The organism is Paenibacillus sp. O199 (assembly GCF_001636635.1).
Lineage (GTDB): Bacteria > Bacillota > Bacilli > Paenibacillales > Paenibacillaceae > Paenibacillus > Paenibacillus marchantiae.
In genome coordinates, this window is the sequence record NZ_LGRP01000004.1 from 297,908 (window position 1) to 312,579 (window position 14,672).

At 46.5% G+C, this 14,672-nt stretch carries 10 protein-coding genes; 8 read left to right on the top strand and 2 right to left on the bottom strand.

What is annotated here, in order from left to right; translation table 11 throughout:
- Nucleotides 1-6: 6 nt before the first annotated feature.
- From A6049_RS08695 to A6049_RS08715, 5 genes are all read left to right on the top strand, one after another.
- Nucleotides 7-909 (top strand): carbohydrate ABC transporter permease, encoded by a 903-nt coding sequence (locus tag A6049_RS08695; RefSeq protein WP_063564250.1) that lies wholly within the window; start codon nucleotides 7-9, stop codon nucleotides 907-909.
- A 54-nt stretch (nucleotides 910-963) separates the two neighbouring features.
- Nucleotides 964-2,562 (top strand): type 2 periplasmic-binding domain-containing protein, encoded by a 1,599-nt coding sequence (locus A6049_RS08700; RefSeq protein WP_063564251.1) that lies wholly within the window; start codon nucleotides 964-966, stop codon nucleotides 2,560-2,562.
- Between the two features lie 134 nt (nucleotides 2,563-2,696).
- Nucleotides 2,697-4,862 (top strand): beta-glucosidase BglX, encoded by a 2,166-nt coding sequence (gene bglX / locus A6049_RS08705; protein ID WP_063564252.1) that lies wholly within the window; start codon nucleotides 2,697-2,699, stop codon nucleotides 4,860-4,862.
- A 124-nt stretch (nucleotides 4,863-4,986) separates the two neighbouring features.
- Nucleotides 4,987-8,358, top strand: a complete 3,372-nt coding sequence (locus A6049_RS08710; protein ID WP_063564253.1) for a GH36-type glycosyl hydrolase domain-containing protein — start codon at nucleotides 4,987-4,989, stop codon at nucleotides 8,356-8,358.
- A 99-nt stretch (nucleotides 8,359-8,457) separates the two neighbouring features.
- Nucleotides 8,458-9,474, top strand: coding sequence for a LacI family DNA-binding transcriptional regulator (locus tag A6049_RS08715; RefSeq protein WP_063564254.1), 1,017 nt, complete (start codon nucleotides 8,458-8,460; stop codon nucleotides 9,472-9,474).
- A 346-nt stretch (nucleotides 9,475-9,820) separates the two neighbouring features.
- On the opposite strand, the gene A6049_RS08720 is transcribed toward A6049_RS08715, so the two are convergent.
- The gene (locus tag A6049_RS08720) at nucleotides 9,821-10,885 is read right to left on the bottom strand and encodes a phosphodiester glycosidase family protein (RefSeq protein ID WP_063564255.1); all 1,065 of its coding nucleotides are present in this window, start codon (nucleotides 10,883-10,885) and stop codon (nucleotides 9,821-9,823) included.
- Nucleotides 10,882-11,292, bottom strand: a complete 411-nt coding sequence (locus A6049_RS08725; RefSeq protein WP_063564256.1) for a hypothetical protein — start codon at nucleotides 11,290-11,292, stop codon at nucleotides 10,882-10,884. The genes A6049_RS08720 and A6049_RS08725 overlap by 4 nt, the downstream gene beginning before the upstream one ends.
- Before the next feature lie 441 nt (nucleotides 11,293-11,733).
- Here A6049_RS08725 and A6049_RS08730 point away from each other — a divergent pair, with 441 nt between their 5' ends.
- From A6049_RS08730 to A6049_RS08740, 3 genes are all read left to right on the top strand, one after another.
- Nucleotides 11,734-12,390: a response regulator transcription factor gene (locus A6049_RS08730; RefSeq protein WP_063564257.1), complete on the top strand. Its 657-nt coding sequence runs from the start codon at nucleotides 11,734-11,736 to the stop codon at nucleotides 12,388-12,390.
- 141 nt (nucleotides 12,391-12,531) lie between these two features.
- Entirely contained in the window at nucleotides 12,532-13,755 is a 1,224-nt protein-coding gene (locus A6049_RS08735) for an aminotransferase-like domain-containing protein (RefSeq protein WP_063564258.1), read from the top strand.
- A gap of 239 nt (nucleotides 13,756-13,994) precedes the next feature.
- Nucleotides 13,995-14,621, top strand: coding sequence for an FMN-dependent NADH-azoreductase (locus tag A6049_RS08740; RefSeq protein ID WP_063564259.1), 627 nt, complete (start codon nucleotides 13,995-13,997; stop codon nucleotides 14,619-14,621).
- Nucleotides 14,622-14,672 lie beyond the last annotated feature (51 nt).

A 14,672-nucleotide genomic window follows, 5' to 3' on the forward strand; every position in this document is an offset into this window, starting at 1 on the left:
AATGAAATGAGTAAGAAGTCTAACAAAAAACCGAGAATTGGTACAGAAAAAATGACATTTCTCGATTACATTATTTTCGCCATTTTACTTGTGCTTGCTCTGATGATTCTGATTCCGTTCTGGAATGTCATTATGATCTCGTTCGCAACACAAAAAGAATATGCTGACAATCCATTTTTGATGTTCCCTAAAGAATGGACATTGGATTCCTATAAGGCGTTGTTCGCTGACGGAACGATTCTGTCGGGGTACAAAAATACAATTATTTTGCTAGTCATCGGTTTGCCACTCAGCTTGTTCCTGACAACAAGCATGGCATATGGCCTTAGTCGCAACAAATTTCCGTTCAAGAAATTTCTCTTTTTCTTAGTACTGTTCACCATGATCTTTAATGGTGGTATTGTACCGCTGTACCTGATCATGAAATCACTTCACCTTACAGGTACGCTGTGGTCCGTTATTCTGGCGGGAAGCTTTAGTGCTTTCAACATGATTCTGATGATGAACTACTTCTATACCTTGCCTGAATCGCTGATGGAATCGGCGAGACTGGATGGTGCAGGAGAGTGGAGAATCCTGTTCTCGGTAGTTCTGCCACTAGCAACACCAATCATGGCTACGATCACGTTGTTCTACGGTGTGGCGTACTGGAACAGTTGGTATGATGCGATGATATTCCTTCGAAAAGCGGATCAGTTACCGCTCCAGAATGTACTCAGAAACATTATCGTCACATCCCAGACGAACGCATCCAATGCATCCAGTGTGGATGCTGCCCAAGCAAGCAATTTCTCAATGGGTATGAAGATGGCGGCAGTATTTGTCACCATGGTACCAATTATGTGTTTCTTCCCAATGCTGCAAAAACACTTTGCCAAAGGGGTATTAACAGGGGCTATCAAGACCTGATTATACGTATAGGATTTTGCATTAAAATTCTACTAAAAAACATGGGGGTAAAACATGAAAACGAACAAAAAGTTGTCAGTAAGAGCTCTCTTTGCCATCACGCTTAGTGTAGTTATGCTGATGGTGACCGCTTGTTCCAGCCAAGGAGCTTCAGGTGGTAACGAAAAAGATGCAGAGGGAAATTACAAAGACAACCTGACCATCTCAGTAGCTAACCTGACAGAAATTAAAAACGGGAACTTGGATAATGACTTCCACAAGTTCTGGACAGACAAGTTCAATGTAACATGGGATTACAACTATATCGATTGGGATTCATGGGGCGAGAAGCTTCGTCTGTGGATCAACTCTGGCGATTTGCCGGATGTAGCAGTATGGAACTACGTGCATGGCGATGCCATGAACAGTATTGATCAAGGCCTGTTCTACAAATTCCCGGATGACTGGAAAGAACGCTGGCCTAACGTGGCAGCAGCCTACAAGTTGACCGGTCTTGGAGACAAGCTGGAAGAACTGACGGGTGGAACATACGTCCTGCCAAGACCAATCTATTTCGAGAACAAACCTGCTGACCCATTGACGAACCAAATTGGTGTCATTGCGCTTCGTAAAGACTGGGCTGAAGCGGTTGGTTTCGAACTGAAAGATGCATATACAACTACTGAATTGAATGAATACGCTGAGCTTGTGAAAGAAAAAGATCCAGGCAAAGTGGGCAACAAACTTGTACCTCTGTCCTACAATGCGGCAGATGCCATGACGAATATCATTATGCCGAACAGTGTGCATGCCATGACTGACTCTCCGTTCTATAAAGGAGAAGATGGTCAGTTCCACTGGGGACCATCAGATCCTGAAACTCTGACAGGACTTAAATTGATGCAAAAAGCCTACAAAGATGGCTTGCTCAATCCTGAGTTCTACACATGGAAAAACAATGAAGGTCAAAACAACTTCAAAGTAACAGGTACAGCTGCAGTAACAAGTCTGGGCGGACTGGCTTCGTACAGACAAGGTCTGGATTCTGATATGAGAAAGAATCTGGGTGTAGATAGTGATGACCTGGTACACACAGCAATCGTATTGGGCGATGATGGGAAATACCGCAACATGGAGCAAGCGAACTTCTGGTCTGCATTGATCTTCAATCCGAACATCAGTGACGAGAAATTCGAACGGATCATGGATCTGATCGACTACTCGACTACCAAAGAAGGACAACTACTCATCAACATGGGCTTCGAAGGTAAAGATTGGAAATATGATGAAAACAAAGAACTGGTTAGCTTGCTGCCAGAAGGAACTGTTCTGGAAGACAAATACCCAGCACGTTTCGAAGGTCTGTACCTGCTGGGTGACGACTTTAGTGTTGTAAATCCTGCAATTAAAAAGGATTATCGTGATAGAGCTGTGAAGCTGTTCGAGGAAAAAGCAAAACTCGGTACAGAAGGTCAGTCACTCGCAACATACGACTGGGATATCAACCTGTACGATTCCAAAGCTAAAAGTCAGGCTTCATTCGACTACCAGAATGAATATGCCAACTTGATCCTCAAAAATGGAGATCTTGAAGCGAACTGGAAAGAATGGGTAAACAGTAAAATGTCCCTGGTTCAACCTTATCTGGATGAACTGAACAAAGAATTCAAGTAATCATTCAGTAATTAGCAAGATGGGATATGACAGGTGTGTTCTGTCTGTCCCATCCAATCGAACCCGGTGCGCGGTCTCTCCCCGAACGCAGCCGGGTTCTTTATTTCAACAACATGTAGTGGAGGATAATGTCTATGAATAACGAGCAGTTGCTAGACCTTGTAAACCAAATGACCCTGGAAGAAAAAACGGCCCAGCTGCTTCAGCTGACCGCTAACTTTTATGAAGGAACCAATGTTGAAGGTCAGATCACAGGTCCAATGGAAGAGATGGGAATCACGGAGCAGTCCGTGGATGCCAGTGGCTCCATTCTGGGATTGTCTGGTGCACAGGCCATTATAGATGTACAGCAAGCTTACCTGAAAAAAAGCCGTCTCGGCATTCCGCTCTTGTTCATGGCGGACGTCGTGCATGGTTTTAAGACCATTTTCCCCATCCCGCTAGCCATTGGCTGTTCATGGGACACCGAACTGGCTGAGAAAAGTGCTGAGATTTCAGCACGTGAATCCGCCGTATCTGGCCTCCATGTCACTTTTGCACCGATGGTCGATCTTGTTCGTGATCCGCGCTGGGGTCGAGTAATGGAGACGACAGGCGAAGATCCTTATTTGAACAGTCTGTTCTCTGCGGCATTTGTACGTGGATATCAGGGCGACAGTTTGAAGGATGAGCCGGATCGTCTGGCGGCTTGTGTAAAACACTTTGCAGCATATGGGGCAGCAGAAGGTGGTCGTGATTACAACACGGTCGACATGTCTGAACGCAACTTGCGTGAGTACTATTTACCGGCTTACAAGGCAGCACTGGATGCAGGCGTCGAAATGGTTATGGCTTCATTCAATACTGTAGAGGGTATTCCAGCGAGCGGAAATGAGAAGCTCATGCGTGATATCTTGCGTGACGAGTGGGGCTTTGATGGTGTATTGATCTCGGATTGGGCTTCCATTCGCGAGATGATTGCTCATGGCGCAGCTGAAGATGATCGTGAAGCTGCATACCGCGCCATTCGTGCAGGAGTGGACATCGAGATGATGACACCTTGTTATGTTCATCATCTGCCAGAGTTGATCAAGAACGGAGAAGTGGAAGAAAAGCTCATTGATGAAGCGGTGCTGCGTATTCTGCAACTGAAAGAAAAGCTGGGATTGTTCGATAATCCACTGCGTGCAGCGGATCCGGAGCGTGAGCGCGAGATCGTGTTCTCGAAAGAACATCGTCAGGTATCGTATGAGCTTGCAACCAAATCTGCTGTATTGTTGAAAAATGATAATCACGTGCTTCCGCTGAAGCCAGAAGCCAATGTAGCGTTAATTGGACCTTTTGCCCAAAGTGAAGACATTCTCGGATGGTGGTCCTGTGAAGGTGTCAAAGAAGATGCCGTTAAACTCGGAACTGCTTTGCAGGAACGTCTTACTGCCGGGAAAGTTCATATGGCTCAAGGCAGCAACGTTCACACGATCACGGCTGAACAGATTGCTGAAGCGCTTGAAGTAGCAAGCAAAGCTGATCTGATCGTGCTTGCACTTGGTGAAGATTCCGAAATGAGTGGTGAAGGTGGATCGCGTACGGATATTCGTTTGCCAGCAGCTCAACTGGAATTGGTTAAACAGCTCAAAGCAGCCGGCAAACCAATCGCCAGCGTTATTTTCAACGGTCGCCCTCTGGACTTACATGGTGTATTTGAAGAATCCGATGCTGTGCTTGAAGCGTGGTTCCCGGGCAGTGAGGGTGGAGCGGCCATTGCCGATGTATTGACAGGTGTGGTGAATCCATCTGCGCGTCTGACGATGTCCTTCCCGCAATCTGTAGGTCAGATACCGGTATATTACAATCATTTTAATACAGGACGTCCACTCAATCCGCAAAAGACGGAAGAGCGTTATGTTTCCAAATATATTGATAGTCCGAATGATCCGCTGCTTCCGTTTGGCTACGGCTTGTCATACACCTCGTTTGAGTATGGTGACCTGGAAGTTTCAAGCAATGAAATGACTGCTGATCAACCTCTGACAATCCAAGTGCGTGTAACCAATGCTGGCGAACGTGCTGGCGTAGAGACGGTTCAGTTGTACGTACGTGATGTCACTGGTGAAGTTGTACGTCCAATGCGTGAGCTGAAAGGGTATGTCAAGCTGTCACTCGCACCGGGTGAAAGTGGTACGGCTGCATTTACATTAAACGAAGAACAGCTTCGTTATCATCATTCCGATTTGAGTCATCGCAGTGATAATGGAACATTCCACATTTTCGTAGGGCCGAATAGCCGCGATACATTGGAGAGCACGTTCAAGCTGGTGTAATGGGATACACCTCATATCGATGAATGATTGAACTCATCATACAAAAGCAGCAAATCTGCACTGCCTTCTTCTCTTCTGTTCAGCAGCAGGGAACAAGGCAGGATAGGAGGATATGAATAGATATATGAAGACCATGAATAAATCTCAAATCAACGTACAATCCGGCGACCTGTGCTTTACGTTCTGGGAAAGCGGTGATTTGTTCAAGGCTGTAAGTGGAACAACGATGATTAATCAGTGGATGGCTAGTCCGGTGGACGGCTCCATGAACAATCTATACTTGCGTTTTCACAGTGAATCCGGCATTCGTTTTGTGCCAATGCTTGGCATTCACTCCGACAGCCAGGTGAGCACCGACAGCAGTCGTATGGTATGGACAGGTACCGCTGAGGGTGTAGGCTATCAGGTTGTATTTGCTCCAACAACAAAAGGTGTATGGTTCTGGGATGTAACCGTAAACGGTAATGGAGAAGAGGTCGACGTGGTCTATGGCCAGGATGTCGGCAATGCCGATCCAGGTGCGGTACGCAGCAATGAGGCTTACTTGTCGCAATATATTGACCATGCCGTATTTGAGGATGCGAAACTTGGATATATCGTAGCTTCACGGCAGAATCAACCGCAGGGCGGGGCTTTTCCTTATCTTCAACAGGGTTCATTAACCCGTGCAGCAGGTTACTCCACAGATGGATTTCAGTTCTTTGGCTTGAGTTACAAGGAGACGAATGTCCCTGAAAGTCTGGGTAAGCCAACACTTGCGAATGAAGTGTACCAGTATGAATTTGCATATACAGCCCTGCAGTCCGAAAAAGTGGTGTTGAGTGGCGAAGCTCGCTTTGTGTTCTATGGACTCTTTCAGTCTAACCACGCTGAAGCGGTGAAGGAACTCGAATACCAGGATGTTCTCCAACAGGCTTGGGACGAGTATGAAGCGAAGCGTCAAGAGAATGCAAGCACGGTACAAGCAGTATCCAACGTATTCCCAAAAGTATCTCTCCATCCGGTAGTGGGTGAACCCTTGCCTACTTTATCGATGACCGAAGAAGAAGTGAATTCCCGTTTCCCGGCTTCGAAGAGACATCAAGAAGAGCGCGCGGATGGTAAATTGCTGGCGTTCTTTACAGATACGTATGAGCATATTGTGCTCAAGGAAAAGGAAATGCGTGTGGAACGTCCGCATGGACATATTCTGATGAGTGGTAACAATGTGAAGCTGGGTCAGAACGTAATCACAACGTCTTCCTATATGTATGGTATCTTCAATTCCCATGTGGTTGTGGGAAATACGAACTTCAATAAAATGATGAGCAATGCACGTAGCGCACTCAACATACCCAAATCATCCGGTCAGCGGATCTACGTCGAGGTTGAAGGAATCTTCCACCTACTCACGATGCCTTCCCTGTTTGAAATGGGCTTCAACTATGTTCGCTGGTATTACAAAACAGCTGAGGATACGCTGATTATCACGAATTATACAACTTTGGATACTCCTGAAGTACATCTTCATGTGAAGTCGGAAAAAGGAATAGCTTATCGATACTTGATTACCAATCAGATTACGATGAATGTGAATGAATATGAACTTCCTGTTCATGTTTCGGAGCAGAATGGTGAATTGATCTTCAAGGCAGATCACAGCTCCCTCAGTGCCGAAGTATATCCTAATCTGGAGTACCGCATGCGGGTAAGCGGAGCAGGAGTGACGGTTGGCGATGAGACTGAACTGGCTAGTGGAGTAAACGCAGGCGACGACTCACTGACGACTTTACGACTGGACAGCAGTGCTGAATGGACATTGACCATTCAAGGGCTGTTGGAAGGAGGACAGATTGCATCCTCGACACGCAGCTTCGAAGAGGAAGTGGCAGCTTATCGTACCTTCTATGCAGAAGTGATGAATGGGTTCCATTTGTCTCAACCTCAGAAGCAAGGAGCAGATGAGTTGTTCAAAGTGAATGCTCTTGCATGGTGGTACACCCACAATATGCTGGTGCATTACTCTGTTCCTCACGGATTGGAGCAATATGGCGGTGCAGCTTGGGGTACACGGGATGTCTGCCAGGGTCCGGTCGAATACTTTATGGCTACACAAAAGTATGAGCAGGTTCGCGACATTCTGAAGACGGTATATTCGCATCAGTATGAGGATGACGGTAACTGGCCGCAATGGTTTATGTTCGATCGTTATTTCAAAGTTCAGCAGGAAGAAAGCCATGGTGACATTATTGTTTGGCCTCTCAAAGTGCTAAGTGATTATCTGATTGCCACCAAGGATTATTCGATTCTGAATGAGGAAGTACCTTATACCGTAAAACATGGTTTTGACTTTACTGATCAGACAGCCAGCGTGCTGGAGCATGCCCAGAAAGAACTGGAGTATATCCGCAGTCATTTCCTGCATGATACATTCCTCTCTTCATATGGTGACGGGGACTGGGACGATACATTACAGCCTGCCAATGCTCAATTGAAGCAATATATGGTCAGCAGCTGGACTGTGGCGCTCACCTATCAAACGTTGAAGCAGCTATCCAGAGCGCTTGCGCCTGTGAAACCGGAGCTTTCTTCGGAATTAAGCGATATGGCAGCGGGTGTGAAAAGGGACTTCAGCAAGTATATGTTGGATACCGATGTGATTCCGGGCTTTGTATATATGGAAGATCCGGCACAAGCGAAGCGCATGCTGCATCCGGATGACAGCGAGACAGGTATTCAGTACCGTTTGCTGCCGATGACACGCAGCATGATTGCCGAGTTGCTGGAACCTGAGCAAGCGCAATCCCATTATGAACTGATCAAGGACAAGCTGTACTGCCCGGATGGTGTCAGATTGATGAATCGTCCAGCACAATATGATGGCGGCGTCAGCACTCATTTCAAACGTGCAGAGCAGGCATCCAACTTCGGACGTGAAGTGGGCTTGCAATATGTTCATGCTCACATCCGTTATATTGAAGCCATGGCGAAGCTGGGCAACCCGGATGAGGTCTGGAATGGGCTGGGCATTATCAATCCAGTGGGTATTCAGGAAGCTGTTCCTAACGCAGATCTACGCCAGAGTAATGCCTACTTCAGCAGTTCTGACGGGAAATTCAACAACCGTTATGCAGCGCAGGAGCAGTTCGATAAGCTTCGCACCGGAGATGTGCAGGTGAAGGGCGGCTGGAGAATCTACTCCAGTGGACCGGGAATCTACATGAATCAGCTCATTTCGAACGCCCTGGGTATTCGCCAGGAGGAAGAAGATCTGGTTCTGGACCCTGTGTTACCTGTCAGCTTGGATGGCTTGCATTTTGATTTCCAATTTGCCGGCAAAAAGGTAACCTTCGTCTATCATCTCAGCGGAGAGGCCGTACAACGTATTGTGCTGAATGGCAAGGAACTGGATGCGACTAGGTTGCAACAACCTTATCGTCTTGGTGGACTGCGTATTTCACGTAAGGAGCTTGAACAGAGCCTGAGCGAGAATAACGTGATTGAGATTTACAGTTAATCGTGTAAACGTTAGTCCATTTTATCAAGTATAAATATTTTAGATGTCAGGTCCTTCGATTTCGAAGGGCCTGATGAACATAACAGGGGAGCGAAGAATGTGGTCAGTATCAAGGATATCGCCAAACAGGCGGGAGTTTCGATCTCTACCGTGTCATACGCTCTGAATGGTAGCAACAAAGTGACAGATGAGACCCGTTCCAAAATTTTGGCTATCGCCAAAGAGCTGAACTATGTTCCCAATGCTGCTGCCAGAACATTGAAGAAGAGAGAATCCAAAATTCTGGGTGTATTTCTGACGGATTTTAGCGGGGATGTATATGGAGACTTACTTAGTGGTATGAAATCTGTATGTAACGCGCAAGGGTACGACCTGATTGTGTGCAGCGGGAAACAATCTCATCGAATGCTTCCGGAGCGAATGATTGATGGTGCTGTCATTCTGGATCATACATTTGCGAGCAAGGAACTAATGCAATATGCAGACATAGGACACAAGATTGTCGTTCTTGACCGGGAACTGGATCACCCCAATATTAATCAGGTTCTACTGGATAACAAGGCAGGAGCAACCCTTGCGATGGAGCATTTGATCGAACAGGGACACACGAAGATCTATGTCGTGACAGGTCCTGAAGGTTCATTTGACTCGGCTCAGCGGTTGAAGGCTGTGAGGCAAGTATCGGAGCGGGAAGCGAATGTGGAATGGATCGAAATTACCGGAGATTTCGAGAAGAGTGGCGGAGAACGGGCAGCCGAACGTATTATTCAGGAATATACTCAACCAGTTGGGGTGTTTTGTCTCAATGACGAGATGGCGATTGGGATGTGTGACCGGCTCGCTGATAGCGAGTTAAACATTGGTCAGGAGATTGATATTATCGGATTTGATAATATTGAACTTAGCAAATATGTGCAGCCAAGACTGGTCACGATTGATTATTCCAAACGAAAATGGGGCGCACTGGCAGCCGAACAATTAATCAAGATTATTGCCGGAGAGCCTGTTGATCATGAACGCATCTACGTGACACTGGTGGAGGGCGGGTCGGTAAACAGCAAGGTACAGTCAGCATATCTTGCACAAGCCCAAGGTGAAAAGGCGGTTAGCTATTGACGACGCTGCCCCCTCTTCATTCCATGGATGTTGTGTTAAACGACGACTGTACAGCAAGAGACAAGGCTTAGAAGAATTGAAGCATTCTTTTAAGCCTTGTCTCTTGTTTAGCTTGTTTATTTGACCCATTATAAAATGAAAAAACCTCTCACCAGGAGAGGCTTGGCCCTTAAAGGCCCTTAGTTTTGTCATTGTTGTAGGATGAAGTGAGAATGCCTGTAAGGAAGAGAGCCAATACAATTGCAATAATCCAAAATGTCAGTGAAAATGACATACCATAGCACCTCCTGCAAAATCTTTACTTCTATTATAACCATTATAGGAAGAAAAGAAATGCTTCACTCCATCATTTGTAAAATAAAAAGTGAGTAGGTACCGGTCGGAGGCTCCCATCCGAAGGGTTATTCACAACCCGGTTGTTCACGATGAGTGAGGACGATCCGCCGCCATCCAGATTATAGGCGTCCATGACGCCAAGTTTGTACAAACGTCCTTGCAGCTCTTCCAGGGTGGCTCCTGAGCTGCCCCCTTCGTTATACCCGTCAACAACGATAATCAACAATTGATCGTCCTTGTAGTTGCCGATCACGGTGCGTGGAGCCCGCTTGGGTGAAACTTTCCATTTGGCGGGAATGACCGTTTTTTGTCCATTCTGCAAGAGCACGGGTACAAATGTGGCACCAAATTGGGGTTGTAGGCGATCCAGGGAACTTTTGTCGAAAAATTTACCGCCTACCAGCTTACCGGCATTATCAAGACCTACAAAAAACAGATCCTTAAAGCTGGCCTGAAAACCATTCACATACTTGCCGTCCATAACGGTAGTACTCAGCGGATACCGTTTTCCGCCGCTGTCGGCGAATCCTCCGGCATTAATTCCGGCAATGGCACCGCTGCGCTTGACCGCTTGCATAGTTGTCTCAGATCGGCCTGGCTCGCTGTCCAGAGCCATCTTCATGGCCGTGGGGTCTTTTAGCTTGATTTTCATCGCATAGCCTTTATAGGCGCCTGGATTGACCCTATAGAGTTCAATCGTAACTCGATCACTGTCTATCCGTTCAAACGGAACGCCCAGCTTGGATGAGATCCGTTGATTGTAGATCGTTTCCGGGCGAGCGGCTTGAACCGTAGCCTTCTGTACAAGCGTCGACATCGTACTCGTTGTCTGATTGTACAGCTGTGTTGTTCTTTTAATAGAAGAAGAAGTCTGAACAGCAGCTTCTTTTGCCCCTGCAAGCTCTTGGCTAATTGCCTGGGTCCGGGGTGTAACATTCTCTTCAGCCAGACCGGAATGAATGAAGTCTCCCGGTTCAAGCGGAGGACGAATCAGCAGCATGCATAACATCAATCCAACAAAAGGAGCAAGTGCAAGCATAAATAAACGATTAACCTTTTTTACGGGTGTAATCATTTGAGCAGGTCCATCTTTTTCTGGAGTGTCTCCAGTTGTTTTTTGACTTCGCTCAGTTGGGTATACAATTTGTTGCTGTTGTCGGTTTTATCGTTTGCATTATCCTTGGTGAAAGTCAGTAATTCATTAAAGGACTGCACCTGGCCCTGCAGGTCCGCTACTTCCTTGGATATCGTTGTTAGCTGCTTTTCGTAGTCGGCTTTGAGCGCTGCAATCTGCTGTTGATTATGGGTCTGAAGCTGATTAATCATCTGTTGCTGGAGGTGGTTACTATAATAGTAGGTTCCGAGTACTCCAAGTGCAATGAGAACAATCCACATGACCAGAAACAGCTTGACTGAAGATCCGGCCTTACCTTTGGCGCTCCGGGTGTGATGGATGTCAGAAGGTTGGACAGAAGGTTTCATATCATCACTCCTGGTTATTTATAGGTACAAAAAATTTTCCAGTCCTCATTCTATCATGCCACTATTGATTACGCAAAAATGAAATTCTTTGAGTAATAGGATAAAAAGAGATTGCATCGGAAGGAAGTCCTAGGATACAATTTCTTATAGATGCAATAAGTAGGAACTTTGGGCAAGTTTTTCGACTTTTTTAGATAGAAATGCAGGAAATTTATACTATATTTTGATCTTTCTTCGCTTGGGAAGACAAAAGTCCTGATGTGACGACAGCAAAATACAGTAGAAATAGAGCTGTTCTTACAGCTGTATCAAGTGTTTTTCTATTTTTCGACATTATCCGACTTTTACTTCTTCTATACACGGACTGTCGCAAGGATAGAGGCATTATCATGGCTGATGGTAGAAAAGGAATTTGTCCAATACATAACAGGGGGAACAACAATGAAAAAAGTATGGCAGGTGGTCATCGTAGATATCCACCCCACCAGCATGCTGGGAACAAAATTGATTTTGGAAGAACAGCAGGATCTGTTGGTACGGGGGATGACTTCGACCGGGTCCGAAGGTCTTGACCTGGTGAACATTCACCAGCCCGATCTGATTTTGATGGATTACCGGCTTCCTGAGGGCCAGGCGGATCAGTATATATCCCAAATGAAAAATCTGTCGGCTCATAGTCACATCATTATTCTAACGGACGAGGACAATGTAAAATTATTTCGTCATCTGATCAGTCTTGGTGCTAGTGGTATGCTGTCCAAACAGGCTTCCCCTAGCCAGCTGATTCATCTGATTTCCGGGTTGCGTGAGGGATGTGTATCCATTCCTTTATCATGGTTAGCCAGTTCAGAGTGGGCTCAGCCCGTCGAATCTCCTGCAGAAGAACTTATTGTTGAATTAACAGAAACCGAAACTTTTATCATGGAAAGAATTGTTCAGGGCGTAACCTATGATAAAATAGCCAGTGAGATTAACGTTAGCAGACGTTCGATTGATAATTACCTGCGTAAAATATACGTGAAACTGGATGTAAGCAGCAGGGCACAGGCGATTGAACGTTACGCTTTATATGCGAGGCAGACCAAAACCGTATCCTGACGAGCATGGTTCCATGAATCCCTATATACGATGACTCGTCAAGTTTCCGGTCTGGTCATATTCAGTGTCCAACAGGAATAGGTTGTAGGGGCTACGGACTGCGAGCACAGTTCGGATTAGGGATGAAAGGGGAACGGACCGATGAAGTATTTCTTCGCCTCCCGTACAAACAGGCTTTTGACATCACCGCTGAGGGACATACGTGAGATGTCTGGTCGGGATTATTTCATTTCTCTGGCAGAAGAACTGCCTGCGGAGGAGCTGTTTCCATTCAAACTGCTGGAAGAAGCAGCGGTGTCTGTATTTAGTTCCGGACCCTCCGCATTGCAGTATGGCGAGCCGGCAGGGTACAGACCGTTGAGAGAATGGCTGGACAATGATTGGAATGCTCGCAAGGGCATACGGACAGTCCCGGAGCAGATTTTATTGACCACAGGGACTCAGCAGGCCATCGATCTTGTGATGCGTTTGCTGCTTGAGCCTGGAGATTCCGTACTGGTCGAGCATCCTACCTCTCCAGGCTGTCTCGAGGTTCTGGAGATGCAAGGTGCCAAAATCGTGCCCGTCACAGGCGATGGGGATGGCATTTTGCCTGACCTTTTGGAGCATCACATGCAGCAGGTGAGACCGAAGCTGCTTTTTGCTGCACCCAGTTTTTCCAATCCAACCGGCGTGCTTTGGAGTATGGAACGGCGTGAGGCTGTGCTTGATCTGTGTTCACGCTACGGAGTGCTGCTCGTGGAAGATGACTCCTATGGTGAACTTCATTTCGATGGATTGGAACCAGCAGACTTCTACCGGAAATATCCTTCCCTCTTTGCGCTGGATACAGCGGATCAGGGTGGACATGTTCTCTACATTGGTTCGTTTAGCAAAACTGTAGCACCTGCCCTGCGTACAGGTTGGGCTGCCGGACATCCGGCCTTGATCCAGGCTATGGCCTCCGTGAAACGGATAGCAGACGGACAGTCCAGTCCCATGAATCAGCGGTTATTGTATCAACTGCTTGCCCATTCTCCTTTTAAGTGGAGTGATCATCTCTCCATGCTGAACAGGGAGTATAAGACCAGACTCAAGCTTATGCTCGAATTGTTGAAGCGCCCGGGTTGGAAAGGCAGTCAGTATAGCATTCCTGAAGGGGGGATGTATCTGTGGGTACAGTTACCGGATGGATTGGACAGCGGAGCTCTGCTCAAAGCAGCGCTGTTAAAAGGGGTGTCCTTCCTTCCCGGTTCCCTCTGCTCCACGGGTGAACAGGATCATCGGTACATCCGGTTGAACTTCAGCCATCCGGGCCGGGATGAGTTGCTGCTTGGCATGAATCTGATCAGTGAGTCCATAACAGAGTTTACAGCCCGGAGCTAAACCGGATTTAGAAAAGAAAGAATGTAGGGTCAAATTCATGCCTGGAACCTGGGACAACAGAAGTTCCAGGCATTGGATTTGGAAGCAAATAGGTTACCCCCAAAGTAATTACGTTATTGCATCCACTAACATTTTTATATATAATATGTATTAATGAGTTGTTGTTTTCTTTATATAAGCTGCAATCATTGCAAGTTCAGGAGAAGCACTCATATATTTTAACTAACGGGGGAACGAACATGTCTAACATTTTATTTGTCAAAGCAAACGACCGTCCTGCAGATCAAGCAGTCAGCGTACAATTGTACGATGCATTTTTGAGCGCATACAAAGAATCCCACCCAGGTGACACAGTTACCGAACTGGATCTCTACAATACAGATATTCCTTACTACGGCAACACTGTAATTACAGGTGGATACAAAGCCGCTAATGGTATCGAAGCAACTGCTGAAGAGCAAAAAGCAGCTGCACTGGCAGCACAATTGCAAGATCAATTCTTGGCAGCAGACAAAGTAGTATTTGCATTCCCACTGTGGAACTTCACTGTTCCAGCACCACTGGTGAACTACATTTCCTACCTGAGCCAAGCTGGAAAAATGTTCAAATACACTGCTGAAGGCCCTGTAGGTCTGGTAGGCGACAAAAAAGTGGCATTGTTGAACGCACGTGGCGGAGTTTACTCCGTAGAGCCTATGGCATCCGCTGAAATGTCCGTTAAATATGTAACAAATGTACTGAACTTCTGGGGTATCCAAAACCCTGAACTGGTTATCGTTGAAGGCCACAATGCTTCACCTGACCGTTCCCAAGAGATCGTAGCAGCAGGTCTGAAATTGGCTTCCGAAGTAGCAGCAAGCTTCTAATAGCCTAATATATAGAAACACGAAAAAGCCCATCATCTCCATTCGAGATGA

Excerpts from the sequence above, each read along its gene's own strand:
- A6049_RS08740 (WP_063564259.1), top strand. The coding sequence starts at position 13,995 with ATGTCTAACATTTTATTTGTCAAAGCAAACGACCGTCCTGCAGATCAA.
- A6049_RS08710 (WP_063564253.1), top strand. The coding sequence starts at position 4,987 with ATGAAGACCATGAATAAATCTCAAATCAACGTACAATCCGGCGACCTG.
- A6049_RS08720 (WP_063564255.1), bottom strand. The coding sequence starts at position 10,885 with ATGATTACACCCGTAAAAAAGGTTAATCGTTTATTTATGCTTGCACTT.
- A6049_RS08725 (WP_063564256.1), bottom strand. The coding sequence starts at position 11,292 with ATGAAACCTTCTGTCCAACCTTCTGACATCCATCACACCCGGAGCGCC.
- A6049_RS08735 (WP_063564258.1), top strand. The coding sequence starts at position 12,532 with ATGAAGTATTTCTTCGCCTCCCGTACAAACAGGCTTTTGACATCACCG.
- A6049_RS08695 (WP_063564250.1), top strand. The coding sequence starts at position 7 with ATGAGTAAGAAGTCTAACAAAAAACCGAGAATTGGTACAGAAAAAATG.
- A6049_RS08700 (WP_063564251.1), top strand. The coding sequence starts at position 964 with ATGAAAACGAACAAAAAGTTGTCAGTAAGAGCTCTCTTTGCCATCACG.
- A6049_RS08730 (WP_063564257.1), top strand. The coding sequence starts at position 11,734 with ATGAAAAAAGTATGGCAGGTGGTCATCGTAGATATCCACCCCACCAGC.
- bglX (WP_063564252.1), top strand. The coding sequence starts at position 2,697 with ATGAATAACGAGCAGTTGCTAGACCTTGTAAACCAAATGACCCTGGAA.